The 15849-nt window shown below is 73.6% G+C and carries 11 protein-coding genes; 7 read left to right on the forward strand and 4 right to left on the reverse strand.

Annotated features, from left to right (window positions below):
• The first annotated feature begins 79 nt into the window (after positions 1-79).
• From MTDSW087_RS25990 to glpX, 3 genes are all read left to right on the forward strand, one after another.
• Positions 80-775: a ceramidase domain-containing protein gene (locus MTDSW087_RS25990; protein WP_144768091.1), complete on the forward strand. Its 696-nt coding sequence runs from the start codon at positions 80-82 to the stop codon at positions 773-775.
• An 85-nt stretch (positions 776-860) separates the two neighbouring features.
• Complete coding sequence (locus tag MTDSW087_RS25995) at positions 861-2183, forward strand: homoserine dehydrogenase (RefSeq protein WP_144768093.1); 1323 nt, start codon at positions 861-863, stop codon at positions 2181-2183.
• 154 nt (positions 2184-2337) lie between these two features.
• Entirely contained in the window at positions 2338-3330 is a 993-nt protein-coding gene (glpX, locus tag MTDSW087_RS26000; protein ID WP_144768095.1) for a class II fructose-bisphosphatase, read from the forward strand.
• Positions 3331-3416: 86 nt separating this feature from the next.
• Here glpX and MTDSW087_RS26005 read toward each other — a convergent pair whose 3' ends face one another.
• A complete protein-coding gene (locus tag MTDSW087_RS26005; RefSeq protein WP_186384003.1) occupies positions 3417-4322 on the reverse strand; it encodes a L,D-transpeptidase in 906 nt (301 codons plus the stop codon).
• A gap of 468 nt (positions 4323-4790) precedes the next feature.
• Here MTDSW087_RS26005 and MTDSW087_RS26010 point away from each other — a divergent pair, with 468 nt between their 5' ends.
• Both MTDSW087_RS26010 and MTDSW087_RS26015 read left to right on the forward strand, forming a co-directional pair.
• Positions 4791-6044 (forward strand): MFS transporter, encoded by a 1254-nt coding sequence (locus MTDSW087_RS26010; protein ID WP_144768097.1) that lies wholly within the window; start codon positions 4791-4793, stop codon positions 6042-6044.
• A 127-nt stretch (positions 6045-6171) separates the two neighbouring features.
• Complete coding sequence (locus MTDSW087_RS26015; RefSeq protein WP_144768099.1) at positions 6172-6957, forward strand: enoyl-CoA hydratase/isomerase family protein; 786 nt, start codon at positions 6172-6174, stop codon at positions 6955-6957.
• 11 nt (positions 6958-6968) lie between these two features.
• On the opposite strand, the gene MTDSW087_RS26020 is transcribed toward MTDSW087_RS26015, so the two are convergent.
• Positions 6969-7658 (reverse strand): GntR family transcriptional regulator, encoded by a 690-nt coding sequence (locus tag MTDSW087_RS26020; RefSeq protein WP_144768101.1) that lies wholly within the window; start codon positions 7656-7658, stop codon positions 6969-6971.
• Positions 7659-7852: 194 nt separating this feature from the next.
• Here MTDSW087_RS26020 and MTDSW087_RS26025 point away from each other — a divergent pair, with 194 nt between their 5' ends.
• Positions 7853-9340 (forward strand): carboxypeptidase M32, encoded by a 1488-nt coding sequence (locus MTDSW087_RS26025; RefSeq protein WP_144768103.1) that lies wholly within the window; start codon positions 7853-7855, stop codon positions 9338-9340.
• A gap of 139 nt (positions 9341-9479) precedes the next feature.
• Here the strand turns inward: MTDSW087_RS26025 and MTDSW087_RS26030 are convergent, their stop codons facing one another.
• Entirely contained in the window at positions 9480-12911 is a 3432-nt protein-coding gene (locus tag MTDSW087_RS26030) for a YhaN family protein (protein ID WP_144768105.1), read from the reverse strand.
• Positions 12912-12923: 12 nt separating this feature from the next.
• Positions 12924-14174, reverse strand: a complete 1251-nt coding sequence (locus tag MTDSW087_RS26035; RefSeq protein ID WP_144768107.1) for a metallophosphoesterase family protein — start codon at positions 14172-14174, stop codon at positions 12924-12926.
• Positions 14175-14345: 171 nt separating this feature from the next.
• On the opposite strand from MTDSW087_RS26035, the gene MTDSW087_RS26040 reads away from it, so the two are divergent.
• On the forward strand, positions 14346-15849 hold a 1504-nt coding region (locus MTDSW087_RS26040), incomplete at its 3' end, for a caspase family protein (RefSeq protein ID WP_186384004.1).

A 15849-nucleotide genomic window follows, 5' to 3' on the forward strand; every position in this document is an offset into this window, starting at 1 on the left:
GCGACGCTTCCCGCAAGCCGGCGCCCGTCATCGAATCTTCGCGTCGCGCTGACAAGGCGTGGGTGGGGGAGGGGCGGCGATGTCACCCGATTGGTTCGAGCCCATCCGCAGCTATTGCGAGCGCACAGGTCCCGATTTCTGGTCCGAGCCGCTGAACGCGGCGACGAACGGGGCCTTCCTGGTCGCCGCGCTCCTGGCCGCGCGGCGCGCGGCGGAGGTGCCGGCCGACCGGCCCTGCCTGGCGCTCGCCGCGCTGACGGGCGTCGTGGGGATCGGGTCGTTCCTGTTCCACACCCTCGCCCTGCGCTGGTCGATGCTCGCCGACGTGATCCCGATCGCGCTGTTCATCTACGGCTATTTCTGGCTGGCGATGCGGCGCTTCCTCGGGCTCGGCACGGCCGCCGCGGCCTGCGTGACGCTCGCCTTCCTCGCCTTCTCCTTCGGCCTGACGCCGGCCCTGGACGCGCTGACCGGCCGCTCGCTCGCCGAGGCGAGCAATGGCTCGATCGACTACCTGCCGGCGATCCTGGCGCTGGCCGGCGTCGCGGCGGCGCTTCTCGCGATCCGGCCCTCGACCGGGGCCCGGCGCGAGGCCGGCCGGCGCCTCCTGGCGGTCGCCGGCCTGTTCCTGGTCTCGCTGACCGCCCGCACCCTCGACAGGGCCGCCTGCCCGGCGATCCCGTTCGGGACGCACTGGCTCTGGCACCTGCTCAACGCCTGCGTGCTCTACGCGCTGATCGCCGCCGCGATCCGCTTCCGGCGCAGCCCGAGCTGATCGCCCGCTCCCCTGCGGATTCCTTGCGGGTGCGGGCAAATCGTTGCATGAGTGCCGCGCCCGTCGCGGGCCCGGATCCAGAACCATGACACACAGCCTCCGCCTCGGCGTTGCCGGGCTCGGCACCGTGGGTGCCGCCGTCGTCCGCATGATCGCGCGCCGCTCCGACGCGCTCACCGCCGCCACCGGCCGCGAGATCCGCGTCACCGCCGTCGCCGCGCGCGATCGCAACCGCGACCGCGGACTGGACCTCGCCGGCATGCGCTGGTTCGACGACGCCGTGGAGATGGCCCGTTCCGGCGAGGTCGACTGCGTGGTCGAGCTGATCGGCGGATCCGAGGGCAAGGCGAAGGAGACCGTCGAGGCCGCGCTCGCCGCGGGCAAGCAGGTCGTCACCGCCAACAAGGCGCTGCTCGCCCATCACGGCGCGGCCCTCGCCCGGGCGGCGGAGAGCGCGGGCGTCGCGCTCGCCTTCGAGGCCTCGGTCGCCGGCGGCATCCCGGTGGTGAAGGCGCTGCGCGAGGGCCTGCCGGGCAACGCGGTGGCGCGCGTCTACGGGATCCTCAACGGCACCTGCAACTACATCCTCTCGCGCATGGAGCGCGAGGGCCTGACCTTCGAGGCCTGCCTCAAGGACGCGCAGGCGCTCGGCTATGCCGAGGCCGACCCGACCTTCGACGTCGAGGGCTTCGACACCGCCCACAAGCTCGCCATCCTGACGAGCCTCGCCTTCGGCACCACCGTCGATGCCGAGGGCGTCTCGGTCGAGGGCATCTCGCGGGTGCAGCCCCTCGACCTGCGCATGGCGGACGAGCTCGGCTACCGCATCAAGCTGCTCGGCGTCGCGCAGGCGACGGAAGCCGGCATCGAGCAGCGCGTGCACCCAACCATGGTGCCGAAATCCTCGGCCATCGCCCAGGTGATGGGCGTGACCAACGCCGTCACCATCGATGCGGACGCGGTGGGCGAGCTGACCCTGATCGGCCCCGGCGCGGGCGGCGAGGCCACCGCCTCGGCCGTGGTCGCCGACATCACCGACGTGGCCGCCGGCCTCGTGCGCCCGGCCTTCGGCCGCCCGAGCACCGCCCTGCGCCCGCCGTCCCGCGCCGAGATGCAGCGGCACGAGGGCGGCTACTACATCCGCCTCACCGTGCATGACCGCCCCGGCGTCGCCGCGGGCGTGGCCACCCGCATGGCCGAGCGCGCGATCTCGCTGGAGAGCATCCTGCAGCGCCGCGACGAGACCGCCGCGGTGAACGACCCGCGCGGCCGCTCCGGCCGGCCGGTGCCGCTGGTGCTGATCACCTACGCGGCCACCGAGGGCACCATCCGCGCCGCCCTCGACGCCATCGCCGCCGACGGCCTCCTCGCCGAATCGCCCCAGCTGATCCGCATCGAGCGCGAGTAGGCGGAACGATCCGGATTGCGGGGACGGGAAACCGCCCCTACACGCTTGGGTTGGTGGAAAACACCTGTCCGGCACGCGCGGTCATCGGGCGCCCCTACCGGATCTCAACGGTCGGCACCGAAAATGTTCGGGCCAGGACAAGGGCGAGGAAACGATGGCTGATGCGGTGACCGAGGGGTCGCAGGGTGTCGCGATGCGCATCCTCGGCCTCGAGCTCGCGCGCGTGACCGAGCGGGCGGCGATCGCCGCGGCCGGCCTGCGCGGGCAGGGCAACGAGAAGCAGGCGGACCAAGCCGCCGTCGACGCGATGCGCGAGGAGCTGAACACCCTGCCGGTGGACGGCACCGTGGTGATCGGCGAAGGCGAGCGCGACCAAGCGCCGATGCTCTATATCGGCGAGAAGGTCGGGCGCGGCGGCCTCTCCGTCGACGTCGCGGTGGATCCGCTGGAGGGCACCACCCTCTGCGCCAAGGACATGCCGGGCGCCATCGCGGTCATGGCCCTCGCCGAGCGCGGCTCGCTGCTCGCCGCCCCCGACGTCTACATGCAGAAGATCGCGATCGGCCCGGGCTACCCGCGCGGCGTGATCGATCTCGATGCCCCCGCCCACGAGAACATCGCGGCGCTCGCCCGCGCCAAGGGCGTGCGCCCCTCCCAGATCACCGCCCTGGTGCTCGACCGGCCGCGCCACGCCGACCTTGTCGCGGCGATCCGCGCCACCGGAGCGGGCGTCCGCCTGATCTCGGACGGCGACATCGCCGGCATCATCCACACCACGAGCCCGGACGAGACGGGCATCGACATCTATCTCGGCACGGGCGCGGCGCCGGAAGGGGTGATCGCGGCAGGGGCGCTCCGTTGCACCGGCGGCCAGATGCAGGCGCGGCTGATCCTCGATTCGGCGGACAAGCGCCGCCGCGCGGAGGCCATGGGCATCACCGAGCCGTCGCGGAAATACGAGCTGACGGACCTCGCCCGCGGCGACGTGATCGTGGCCGCCACCGGCGTCACCGACGGCGCCCTCCTGCGCGGGGTGCGCTTCCGGCCGAACACGATCGAGACGGAGACGGTGGTCTACCGCTCGGCCACCGGCACGATCCGGCGCATCCGCGGCGAGCGCCGCCGCATGGAGCGCGACGGCCGCTGAATGGACGCCCTCGCCGGGGCGAGGGCGCTTAAAACAATGGCTTGGAGGCTTTCCCGATCGCAGCGCGATCGGAAAAGCCTCGAGCCTCAGTTCAGGACGACGACCTTCGCGCCGACCGCGACGCGGTCGTAGAGGTCGATCGCGTCCTGGTTGATCATCCGGATGCAGCCCGAGGAGACCGACTGGCCGATCGTGTGCGGCTCCAGGGTGCCGTGGATGCGGAACAGCGTGTCCTTGTTGTTCTGCCACAGGTACATGGCGCGCGCGCCGAGCGGGTTGCGCGTGCCGCCCGCGACGCCGAGCCCGCTCTGGAGCTTGTCGATCTGCGAGGCGAGATCGGGCCGGCGGGCGATCATCTCCTTGGGCGGGTACCAGTCCGGCCAGGCCTGCTTCGAGTTGATCGTGGCGGTGCCGGACCAGGAGAAGCCCTGCTTGCCGACGCCGACGCCGTAGCGGCGGGCGCGGCCGCCGCTCTGGATCAGCAGGAGCTGGTGCGCGCGCGGATCGACCACGATGGTGCCGGGCTCGTGCGGGCCGTTATAGGCGATTTCCTGGCGCAGGAAGGCCGGGCTCATCTTCTTGTAGTTGAAGGCCGAGATCGGGAAGGGATCGTCGGTGATCGCGGCATAGGCGCGGGCATAGTCGATCGGCCCGTTGTCGATCGGCCGGTTGACCACGTTGCGCGCGGTCTGGTTCGGCGTCTGCGGCTGCTCGAAGTCCGGATCGGAGGCGGGCGCCGGGGCGCGGCCCGCCTGCGGCGCCGGCTCGTCCTCGCCGAAGACCGGCCGGCCGTGGTCGACGCGGCCCGAATAGGGCTCGTAGCGGCCGTTGCGGCGGCGGTAGAGGGCGCCGTTCTGGTCCTGGTAGAGCAGCTCGTCGTCGTAGCCGCCGGCGCGCTGGGCGAGGGCGGGCAGGGGACCGGCGATGATGAGGCCCGCGGCCGATCCGGCGAGCAGGCTGCGGCGGGTGAAGCCGGAGAATGGGTCGGACATGGCGTGAGAGAGGTCCCTGAAGAAGGTCGGGCCCGCATCGGCGAACCTCGGGGCGACCCCGGACGGATGCCCCCGCACGGCCAAGGTCGTTCTGGGATCTCCTAGCAAAATCAAGACTTACCCGTAACCTGTGCAGGCCGCGCAGTTGCCCTGCGCGCGCCGCCGTCGATTTCGCGCAACAGGCCGGCACGGCACTGCTTAGATTCGCGCCACTGCCTCACTGCAAGGCAGCATACGCCGCAGCAAGCATCGCCCGGTTGCTGCACCGCAGGGTCCGAGCCCGTTCCGGCCCAGTGCAGGAGGCCTCGGCAGGGGCTTGGCACGCTTGCTGCAAGAGGGCCCCGAGCCGCGAATGCGCGGCCCCCGGGGCAACGGCGCCCCGACAAGCGGACGGTGTGAGTCCGGCCCTCTCGGCACGCGTGCCAGCCCTGGCGCGGCACGCTTTCGAACTCGCAGAGCACCCGATCTATGGCCAGCTTCAAGACCGTGATGAAGTCGGGTCACCCCCCGACGCTGTTCGCCGCGTTCCTCTACTTCGATTTCTGCTTCGCCATCTGGGTCCTGAACGGCGCGATGGGGCCGTTCATCACCGAGACCTACAAGCTGACGCCGGCCCAGACCGGGTTCATGATCTCGCTGCCGATCCTGGCGGGCGCGATCATGCGCTTCCCGCTCGGCGTGCTCGCTCAATATATCGGCCGCAAGAACGCCGCGCTCACCGAGATGGGCGTCATCGTCCTGGCGATGATCTACGGCTTCCACTTCGTGTCGAGCTACGACGACGTGCTGGCCATGGGCGTCCTGCTCGGCATTGCCGGCGCCTCCTTCGGCGTCGCCCTGTCGCTCGGCTCGGGCTGGTTCCCGCCGGAGCACAAGGGCCTCGCCATGGGCATCGCGGGTGCCGGCAACTCGGGCACCGTGCTCGCCGTGCTGTTCGCGCCGCCGCTCGCCCAAGCCTATGGCTGGCAGACGGTCTACGGCTTCGCGGGCGCCGTGATGCTGATCCCGATCGCGGTGATGATCCTGCTCGCCAAGGAGCCGCCGGACAGCCACCAGCAGACCTTCAAGGAGCACGTCTCCTGCCTGTTCACCAAGGACGGCTGGGCCTTCTCGCTGATCTACATCATCACCTTCGGCGGCTTCATCGGCCTCTCGAACTTCCTGCCGACCTTCTTCTACGAGCAGTTCGGCGTGACCAAGGTCGAGGCCGGGCGCCTGACCATGCTGGCGGCGCTGATGGGCTCCGGCATCCGCATCGTGGGCGGCTACTTCGCCGACCGCATGGGCGGCATCCTGGTCCTCACGGTGGTGCTGATGGCGGCGATCGGCTCCTTCCTGGCACTCACCGCGGCCCCCTCGCTCGCCGTCACCACGGTCCTGTTCATGCTCTGCTTCGCGGCGCTCGGCGCCGGCAACGGCGCGCTGTTCCAGCTCGTGCCGCTGCGCTGGCCGAACAACACCGCGGTCGCCGGCTCGATGATCGGCGAGGTCGGCGCGCTCGGCGGCGCGATCCTGCCGAACGTGATGGGTCTCTCGAAGCAATATGCCGGCGGCTTCGCCCCGGGCTTCGTGGCCTACGCGGTCTTCACCGTCGTCGTCCTTGCCTGCCTCGCCCTGTGGCAGCGCAAATGGGTCGGCGCCTGGGTCGGCCCGCGCGGCAAGGTGCTGGCCCCGACCGACGCCGAGCAGGCCGTGCCGGACCTGAAGCCCGCGACCGCCTAACGCGCTATCCATGGATCGCGGCGGGGGCCTCCGGGCCCCCGTTCGCGTGTCGGCGTCTCCGGCATGCTTGATCGAGGGGGCCGTCCTGGCCCAGACGGGCTTTCGGGGAAATGCCGGAGGCGCCGCCATGGCCGAGCAAGAGCTGCTGTTCACCACCGACGAGGCCGGCATCGCCCGGATCGTCCTCAACCGGCCGCAGGCGCGCAACGCCCTGACCTTCGCCATGTACGAGGGGCTGGTCGAGATCTGCGGGCGCATCGCCGAGGATCCCGCGGTCAAGGTCCTCGTCCTGACGGGGGCGGGCGACAAGGCCTTCGCGGCGGGCACCGACATCGCCCAGTTCCGCAGCTTCGAGACGGCCGAGGACGCGCTCGGCTACGAGCGCTTCATGGACCGGGTGCTCGGCAGCCTGGAGCGCCTGCGGGTGCCGACCATCGCGTCCATCGCGGGGGCCTGCACCGGGGGCGGCGCGGCGATCGCCGCGGCCTGCGACCTGCGCGTCGCCACCCGCGACGCCCGCTTCGGCTTCCCGATCGCGCGGACGCTCGGCAACTGCCTGTCGATGGCCAACCTCAAGCGGCTCTCGAACCTCGTCGGCCCGGCCCGCGTCAAGGACATGATCTTCACCGCCCGCCTCCTCGGGGCGGAGGAGGCGCTCGCCATCGGCCTCGTCGGCGCGGTGGTGGAGGATGCCGCAGCGCTCGGCGCGCGCACGGACGCGCTGGCGGCGCTGCTCGCGGGCCACGCGCCGCTCACCCTTCAGGCCACCAAGGAGGGCCTGCGCCGCCTCGCCGAGGGCGAGGGGCCCGAGCGCGGCGAGGACCTGATCCTGATGTGCTACATGAGCCGGGATTTCCGCGAGGGCATGGAGGCCTTCCTCGCCAAGCGGCCGCCGGACTGGACGGGCCGCTGACGGGAGGGGCTTCAGGCCGCGGCGGGATCGGCCTCGTCGGCGAAGCTCGCCGCGATCACGGCCTTCTTGCTGCGGATATGCGCCCGCATCAGCGCGGAGAGGCCGGCGCCGTCGCGGGCGCGCAGCAGGCGGACCATCTCCTCGTGCTCCTCCACCGCGCGGGTCCATTGCTCCGGGGTCTGGTGCGCGGAGTAGCGCGAGCGGTGGATGCGACCGGACAGGCTGAGATAGAGGCTCGCCAGGATGGTGTTGCGGCTCGCCGTCATCACCGCCTCGTGGATGCGGCGGTTCAGCGGGTAGTAGGCGGCCGAGTTGCCCTCCTTCCAGGCCAGCACCATCTCGGCGTGGTCGGCCTCGATGTCGGCGACCTCGTCCTCGGTGATGTGGAGGCAGGCGAGGTCGGCGGCCGTGGCCTCGAGGCCGGCGATCACCTCCATCATCTCCTCGATCTCGCGCGGCGAGATGCTGGCGACCCGCGCCCCGCGGTTCGGCAGCAATTCGAGCAGGCCCTCGGTGGCGAGGATCTTGATCGCCTCGCGCAGGGGCGTGCGCGAGATTCCGAAAAGCTCGGTCAGCTCGCTCTCGTTGATCCGCGTGCACGGCGCCATCTCGCCGGACTGGATCAGCGCGCGCATCCGGTCGGCGACCTCGTCGTGAAGGTAGCGGCGGTTGATACCGAAGCCGGGCTCGATTTTGTTCATCAGCCGATGACCGGGAGTTGTTGGGCGTTCCTGCACAATTATACGTGTAAGCGCGCCCGAGATCGGTGTCTATGCACCATCTCTCCTAGCCGTCCGTGGACCACAGGCCATGTGCGGACCCCGGCCCGCGACGCGCTGGCGCGCCGGGCGGCCCGGCCTTAAGCCGGGCGGTGGCCGCCCGCGCAGGAGATCCGATGCACGCCTATCCGAGCCTGGAACGCACCTTCGCCCGCCTCGCCGCGCTGGAGGGCGCCTCGGGCATCCTCGGATGGGATTCGCAGACCCTGATGCCGGACGGCGCCGCCGAGGGGCGGGCCGACCAGCTCGCCGTGCTGCGCGGCCTCGCGCACGAGATCCTCACCGGGCCGGAGACCGCCGACGCGCTGGCCGCAGCCCGCGACGAACCGCTCGATCCGGGTCGGCGCGCCAACCTCGCCGAGATGGAGCGCGGCCACCGCCACGCGGCCTCCGTGCCGCGGGATCTCGTCGAGGCCAGTTCCCGCGCCGTCTCGAAAGCGGAGATGACCTGGCGCGCGGCGCGGGCGGATTCCGACTTCGCGCGGCTCGCGCCCGAGCTCGCCGAGGTGCTGCGGCTGCAGCGGGAGATCGGGCAGGCCAAGGGCGCCGCGCTCGGCCTCTCGCCCTACGACGCGCTGCTCGACGGCTACGATCCCGGCATGCGCCGGGCGGTGATCGACCCGATCTTCGCCGTGCTGCGGGCGGAGCTGCCGGGCCTCGTCGCCGCGATCTCCGAGCGCCAGGCGCAGGAGCCCGCACCGCTGCCGCTCGCGGGGCCCTTCCCCGTGGAGGCGCAGCGCCGGATCGGGCTCGCGCTGATGGAGGCCGCGGGCTTCGACTTCATGCGCGGCCGGCTCGACGTGAGCCTGCACCCCTTCTGCGGCGGCGCCACGGACGATGTCCGCATCACCACCCGCTACGACGAGGCGGATTTCATGCGCGCCCTGATGGGCGTGCTGCACGAGACCGGCCACGCCCTCTACGAGCAGGGCCGCCCGGCCGCGTGGCGGACGCAGCCGGCGGGCCAGGCGCGGGGCATGACGCTGCACGAGAGCCAGTCGCTCATCGTGGAGATGCAGGCCTGCCGCTCGGCTGAGTTCTTCCGCTACCTCGCGCCGCTCCTGCGCGAGAGCTTCGCCCGCTCCGGGCCGGAATGGGAGGCCGCGAACCTGCACCGCCTCGGCACGCGGGTGGCACCCGGCCTGGTCCGGGTCGATGCCGACGAGGCGACCTATCCGGCCCACATCCTGCTGCGCTACGACCTGGAGACGGCGATGATCGCAGGCGACCTCGCGGTGGCCGACCTGCCGGGCGCCTTCAACGACGGCCTGCACAGGCTGCTCGGCGTCACGCCGCCGAACGACCGGCTCGGCTGCCTGCAGGACATCCACTGGCCCGGCGGCGCCTGGGGCTATTTCCCGACCTACACGCTGGGCGCGCTCGCCGCGGCGCAGCTCTTCGCGGCGGCGCGCGGCGCGGTGCCGGACCTGATGGCGGGCCTCGCACAGGGCGATTTCGGCCCCTTGCGCGACTGGCTGCGCCGGACCGTCCACGAACGCGGCAGCCTCGCCGAGACCGGCACGATCATCGCGGAGGCGACCGGCGCGCCGCTCGGGCCGGAGGCGTTCCTGCGCCATCTCCGGGCGCGCTATCTCGGGGCGTAGGCCGTAGGCCGATCGGAGACAGGCCCGTCAACGACGCTCCGCCGCCTGGGTCCGGCTCGACGCGCCCCCTCTCCCGTTCGGGAGAGGGGACCCGCGTCTTGTCCTTAAGTCTTCCAGCGCGTGACCGATCTGGCGCGCGCTACAACTCCACCACGTCCACCTCCGCGCCGAGCTTGGCCTGCGCGAGGTCGGCCACGTGGCGGTGGTGGGTGAACAGGATCGGCTGCACGCTGCCGCCGATCGCGGCCAGCGCCTCCAGCCCGTGCCCGGTGCGCCGGTCGTCGAAGGTGAGGAACAGGTCGTCGCCGAGGAAGGGCGCGGGCTCGGAGCGGCCGGCATAGTCTTCCAGATAAGCGAGGCGGAGCGCGAGGTAGAGCTGGTCGCGGGTGCCCTCGCTCAGGCCGTCGATGGCGACGAGGCCGCCGCCGGCACGGCGCCCGGCGAGGCGCGGCGTGTCGCCGGCGTCGTAATCCTGGCTCAGCCCCTCGAAGGCGCCTCCGGTGAGCGCCGCGAACAGGGCGCCCGCCCGGGTCAGCAGCGGGTCCTGCTGGCCGGCCCGCTGGCGGGCGATGGCGCTGCCGAGCAGCAGCCCGGCGAGCTTCAGCACCGCCCAGCGGCGCGACTCGGCCTGCAGCTCGGCCTCGGCGGCCTTGCGCTGGGCGAGCGCCACCTCGGCGCCGATCCCGCCTTCCAGCTCGGCGCGGCGGCGCTCGCCGCGATCGCGGTCGGCGAAGGCGGTCTGGCCGCGCCGGTCGAGATCCTCCTCGGCCTGCGCGAGGCCGACGAGCGCCGCCTCGATCGCGTCGGGCTCGGTCTCGGCGAGTTCACTGCGCAGGTCGGCTTCGGCCACGCCGTCGGCGAGGCGCGCCAGCTCTGTCCGCCGCGCCTCCAGCTCGGCGCGGAGCGTCCGCCGCGCCGTCAGGCGGGCATGGAGCTGGGCGGGCTCGCCGGCCTCGGGATGATCGCCGAGATGGGCGGCGAGCGCCGCGCCGGCCACCGCGAGCGCCTCGGCGGCGGCGTCGCGAGCGCGCAGGGCCTCGTCCCGGCGGCGACCGACCTCGTCGCGGCGGGCGCGCCCCTCCAGGGCCTCGCGCAGGCGCTCGTGCACGGCCTTCACCGCCGCCGTCACCGGCAGGCCGGCGAGGTCGGGCGCGAGATCCGCGACCAGCGCGTCGGCATGGGCGCGATAACCCTCCATGTCGCGCTGGAGTCCGTCGATCCGGCGCTGCTGCCGTTCGAGATCCGCCAGGACGGGGGGTACGGCGCGCCAGGCGGTGAGCGCGGCCTCGGCCTCGTCCGGCCCGGCCCAGCCGGCGAGGCCGATCGCGGGCAGGGCCTCGTCCCATTCGGCGCGCCATGCCGCCTCGCGGGCCCGCGCGCGCTCCAGCTCGACCTCGATCCGCCGCATCTCCTCCGCCGCGGCCCGGGTCCGGGCCTGGGCCTCTCGCGCACTCTCCCAGCTCTCGGCGAGCGCCGCGACGCGCTCCTCCGCGCGGGCGAGGAGGGCGCCGATCGCGAGGTCGGGCAGCGGGTCGAGGCCGGCGCGGCGGGCGAGTTCAGCGAGGGGCACGCGGGCGGCGGCGAGGCGGGCGGCGAGATGGTCGCGTTCCCGGCTCTGCGTCTCGATTCCCTGGAGGGCATCGAGCAGGCCGCCGATCTCCGAAAGCCACGCCAGCATCTCGGCGGGCGCGGCGGGGGCGATGCCCGTGCCGGCCCACAGCGCCTGCCACGCGGCCTCGGCCTCGGCGAGGGCGTCGGTCGCGACGGTCAGGGCGTTCCGTGCGGCGGCGAGGTCCGCATGCTCCGCCTCCAGCCGGGCGCGGGCGGCGGCCTGCTCGGCGGCGCGGGACGCATCGCGCACGAGATCGTCGGCGGCGGCATCGGCGACGGCGAGGGCCTCGCGGTAGCGGGCGAGCGCCTCGGGATCCGCGCCGCGGGCGGCGTCGAAGAGCCCGTCGCGGGCGGCGCGCAGGCGAATGAGATCGGCCGGCGTCGGCAGGGGGCGCCCGGCCTCGCTGAGCTGCAGGCGCCGACGCGTCTCAGTGACCGCGCGGTCGGCGGCCTCGCAACGATCCGCCGCGCGGTCGCGGCCGCGCTCCAGGGCCTCGCGGGCGCGGGCATGGCGTCCGATGGTCTCGGCCGAGGGCAGGGCGGTCTCCGCCAGGGCGGCGAGATCGGGCACCGGCGGGTTGAGCCGGCCGGCCTGAAGCCAGAGAAGCCCGGCTTCCCGGCGGATCGCCCGGTCCAGCTCCTCCGCGGTGGCGATCTCGGCCCTGAGGCCCGACAGGCTGCGCAGGTCCGCCCGCAGCGGGGTCGGGTCGATGGCCGGCGCCGCGTTCTCGGTCTCGGCCGCCTCCGCCCGGCGCGCCTCGCCGGCACGACCCAGCCGCTCGATCTCGGCGGCCAGCGCCCGGCCGCTGCGGATCAGGCTCTCGATCCGCGTCTGCGCGGCATCGGAGGGCTGGCGCGCGCGGATCTGCCCGGCCTCGGCGAGACCGATCCGCGCGGCGAGCCGTTCGAGTTCCTGCGCGAAGCCCTCGGCCTCGGCGCGGATGCGCGGCAGGTCCTGCGCGTCCTTGTCCTGGCGGGCGACGCCGCGGAACGCCTCCAGCACCGCCTCCGCCCGGGCGAGCAGGCGCGCATCGAGGGGGAGGGCGGCGAGGTCGGCCTCGCTGCGGGCGAGAAGCGCGGCGGCGCCCTCGGCCGCCTCGCGCGCGTCGGCTTCCGCCCTGATGCGGGCGCCGAGCGCCTCGATCCAGGCATCGGCGGGATCGGGGCTATCCGCCCCGGGCGCGGCGGCGAGCTGCGCGGCCAGCGCGTCGATCGCCTGGATCGGCGGGCCGACCCGCTTGAGCCGGGTCAGGCGCGCGCGCTCGGCGCCGAGGCGGGCGCGCTCGTCGCGGATCCCGTCGAGGCGGCGGCCAGCCTCCTCGATCTCGGCATTGAGGTCGCGCCAGTCGCCGGATTTCAGCTCGCCCTGGCGGATCGCCCGGCGCGCCTCCTCGAAGCGGCCGAGCGCCTGATAGAAGGTCCGGTCCTTGGCGGCGCGGGGGGCGAAGATGCCCGCGGCCTCCTCCTCCAGCCCCGCCTGGAGCGCGCGGTAGCCGCGCAGGCCCGAGGCCGCGGCGAACAGGCTGGCGCCGACCTCGCCCTCGGAATCGAGCATCTCCTCGGCGCCCCCGCGCAGGGCCGCGGAATCGAGCCCGAAGGCCCGGCAGAACACCTCCCGCGTCAGCCCGCCGAGGAAGGGGGCGAGCGCGTCGTCGGGCAGCGGCGCCTCGCTCAGATCGACCAATGTCTGCTTCCGCCTTTTGCGACGGCGGAAAACCAGGCGGCGACCATCGCTGCCCATGACCTCGGCAGCGATGCGCAATTGCGGCAGCTCATGAACGAAGGCGAAGCGGCTTCGCTCGCCAAAGCCGAACAGCAGGTCGGTGACCGCGGCGAGCGCGCTGGTCTTGCCGGCCTCGTTGGCGCCGAGCACCACGTGGAGCCGAGCATCCGGCCGGAACGCGATGCGGCGGTCGGTGAACGGCCCGTACCGTTCGAGATCGAGGCTGAGGAGACGCAAGGGGAACGGTCCTCAGCAGCTGCGGCCCGAGAGCCGGCCGAGCACCAGGGCTTCGGCCTCGGCACAGAGCGCGTCGAAATCGGCGGCGAGGTCGCCCTCGTCCGCAGCGAGCCCGGCCGGCAGGCGCGCGGCGATCTCGGCGAGCGCCGCCTCGGCGCGGGCGCGGAAGTCCGGGTCGCGTTCGATTCCGGCGAGCAGCGTTCCCGGATCGATGGCGGCGGCGAGCCCGGCCGCCTCGGGCAGCACCCCGCGCGGACGCACGGTCTCGATGCGCAGGCGCTCCAGCCAGATATCCTCGTGGATGCGGTGGGCGGCGGCCTGGATCTCGGCGGCGAGCCCTTCGCGGTCGGCGGCGAGGCGGTCGTGCAGCGCCGTCTCGCCGGTCAGGTGGACGCGCACCGCCGCGAGCCGGCCCTCGCCCTCGGGTGCCAGCGGGCGCAGGGCCGCGGCGACCGCATCCACCGCCTCCCGCTCCGAGCCGGCTTCCGCCAGGTCGACCGCGATCCGGTGGAAGCGGGCATGGTCGACGACGACGCGCTCGACGCCGGTCACCTGCCCGTCGGCCACGGAGACGAGCACGGCCCCCTTGGGCCCGCACTCGCGTACGCTGCGACCCTGGAGGTTGCCGGGGAAGACGATCCAGGGGTCGCGGGCGAGCTCGGCGTATTCGTGGATGTGGCCGAGCGCCCAGTAGGCGTAGCCGCGGCCGGCGAGATCGGCGACCGTGCAGGGGGCGTAGGTCTCGTGCGCCGCGTTGCCGGTGCAGGAGGTGTGCAGCACGCCGATATTGAACCAGCCCGGCACGGGGGCCGGATAGGTGAGGGCGAGGTTCTCGGGCACCGCCCGGTTCGGGAAGCTGCGCCCGTGCAGCGCCACCTTCAGCGCCTCGAGGCGATGGGTGTCGGCGCGGACGGAGGGGAAGGTGTGGACCGAGGCCGGCAGGCCGACCGCACGGGTAATCACGCTCTCGGCGTCGTGGTTGCCGCGCACGAGGACGACCGGGATGCCCGCCCGGTCGAGCCGGGCCACCTGCCGGGCGAAGAACAGGCCGATCGTGTTGTCGGCCCAGTCGCCGTCATAGACGTCGCCCGCCACGATGACGAAGGCGACGGCGCGGGCGATGGCGAGGCTGACCAGATCCTCGAAGGCGCGGCGGCCGGCCGAGGCGAGGCGCAGGGCGATCTCCGGATCGCGCGCGGACAGCCCGCTGAGCGGGCTGCCGAGATGCAGATCCGCCGCGTGGATGAAGCTGAACCGGCTCACGCGTGCCCAACCTCGCGCCCATCGCGCATTCGTGACAGCCCAGTATCCACCGTTCAGCCGCGATTCACCGCTACCGGCCTGACATCCGTCCCCGCCGGGCAAGCCCCGCAGGGATGGGCCAGTCCCGCAGGCAAGCCAAGTCCCGCAGGCAAGCCCCGGACGGAGACGCCGATGCGCTCGATAGCCCTCTTCCGCCCCCTCGTCGCGGCCTTTCTCGTCGCGCTCCCCTGCCTGTTGGGCGCGGGCGCGGCGCAGGCCCTGGAGAAGCGGCTCGCCCTCGTCATCGGCAACGCGGCCTATCCCGCGCAACCCATCGCGACGGCCGCCAACGATGCCGGTCTCGTGGCGCAGACGCTGCAGGCCGCGGGCTTCGACGTGATGGGCGCCCGCGACCTCGACGAGACCGGCCTGCGCCAGGCCTTCCGGGATTTCGTCGAGAAGGCGGAAGCGGCCGGCCCCGAGGCGGTCACCTTCGTCTATCTCTCCGGCTACGGGCTCCAGGTCGAGGGCGAGAGCTATTTCGCGCCGGTGGATGCGCGCATCAACGCCGCCTCCGACGTGGCGCTGACGGCGCTCCGCGTCTCCGACTACGCCAAGCGCCTCGCGGCCCTGCCGCTGAAGGCGCGCTTCCTCGTGCTCGATGCCGGGCGGCGCAACCCCTTCGCGCGCCAGGGCGAGCCCCTGGCCGGCGGCCTCGCCCTGATGGAGCCGGAAGCCGGCGGCCTCGTCGCCTTCAACGCGGCGCCCGGCACGGTCGGCCCCGACGAGACCGGCAGCTACGGCGCCTATGCCAAGGCGCTCGCCGAGATGATCCGCGCCGGCGGCCTCGCCCCGGCCGAGCTGTTCGACCGCGTCCGCCTGCGGGTGGTGGAGAGCACGAAGGGCGCGCTGGTGCCCTGGGATTCCGCGCGCATCACGGTGCCGTTCGAGTTCCTGGCGCGGGCGCCCGACGCGCCGCCGCTGGAGCGGCCGCAGGCCGCCCTGCAGGCGCGCCCGCTCGCCGAGATCGGCGCCCAGGACGCCTTCGCCCTCTGCCTGGAGCGCGACACCGTCCAGGGCTACCAGGACTTCCTCGGCGCCTATCCGAACGACCCGCAGGCGGCGCGGGTGCGGGCCATCCTGGCGGCGCGGCGCGAGGCGCTGACCTGGCGCCAGAGCCGGCTCGCCGACAGCCCGGACGCCTACTGGTCCTATCTGCGGCGCTATCCGCGCGGGCCGCACGCCTTCGATGCGCGCCGCCGCCTCGCGAGCCTGTCGGCCGCGCTCGCGCCGCCGCCGCGCTTCACCGAGATCGTCTACGACCTGCCGCCCCCGCCCGCGGACGAGATCGTCTACGTGGAGCGACCGGTGGTCTACCTCGCCGACCCGGTCTACGCCCTGCCGCCCCCGCCGCCGGTGGTGTTCCTGGCGCCGGCCCCGGCGTATTTCGTGGATCTCGCGCCGCCCCCGCCGCCGGTCGCCGCCTACCTGCTGCCGGCCCCGGCCTATGTCCCGGTGCCGACCTATGTCGCGGCGCCCGTCGGCATCGCGGCGCCGCCCGACAACCCGGTCTTCGGCAACCTCCACCGCGCCCTCGCGCCGCCGGCCCAGGGCCTGCCCGCCGGTGCGGCGGTCGGCGCAGCGGTCGGCGCAGCGGTCGGCGCCGCCGCGGGTGTCGCGGCCGCGCGGGTCGCCC

It is taken from the genome of Methylobacterium dankookense (genome assembly GCF_902141855.1).
Lineage (GTDB): Bacteria > Pseudomonadota > Alphaproteobacteria > Rhizobiales > Beijerinckiaceae > Methylobacterium > Methylobacterium dankookense.

Bases quoted from the DNA above. Each gene is read 5' to 3' on its own strand.
- MTDSW087_RS25990 (WP_144768091.1), top strand. From the start codon at position 80: ATGTCACCCGATTGGTTCGAGCCCATCCGCAGCTATTGCGAGCGCACA.
- MTDSW087_RS25995 (WP_144768093.1), top strand. From the start codon at position 861: ATGACACACAGCCTCCGCCTCGGCGTTGCCGGGCTCGGCACCGTGGGT.
- glpX (WP_144768095.1), top strand. From the start codon at position 2,338: ATGGCTGATGCGGTGACCGAGGGGTCGCAGGGTGTCGCGATGCGCATC.
- MTDSW087_RS26005 (WP_186384003.1), bottom strand. From the start codon at position 4,322: ATGTCCGACCCATTCTCCGGCTTCACCCGCCGCAGCCTGCTCGCCGGA.
- MTDSW087_RS26010 (WP_144768097.1), top strand. From the start codon at position 4,791: ATGGCCAGCTTCAAGACCGTGATGAAGTCGGGTCACCCCCCGACGCTG.
- MTDSW087_RS26015 (WP_144768099.1), top strand. From the start codon at position 6,172: ATGGCCGAGCAAGAGCTGCTGTTCACCACCGACGAGGCCGGCATCGCC.
- MTDSW087_RS26020 (WP_144768101.1), bottom strand. From the start codon at position 7,658: ATGAACAAAATCGAGCCCGGCTTCGGTATCAACCGCCGCTACCTTCAC.
- MTDSW087_RS26025 (WP_144768103.1), top strand. From the start codon at position 7,853: ATGCACGCCTATCCGAGCCTGGAACGCACCTTCGCCCGCCTCGCCGCG.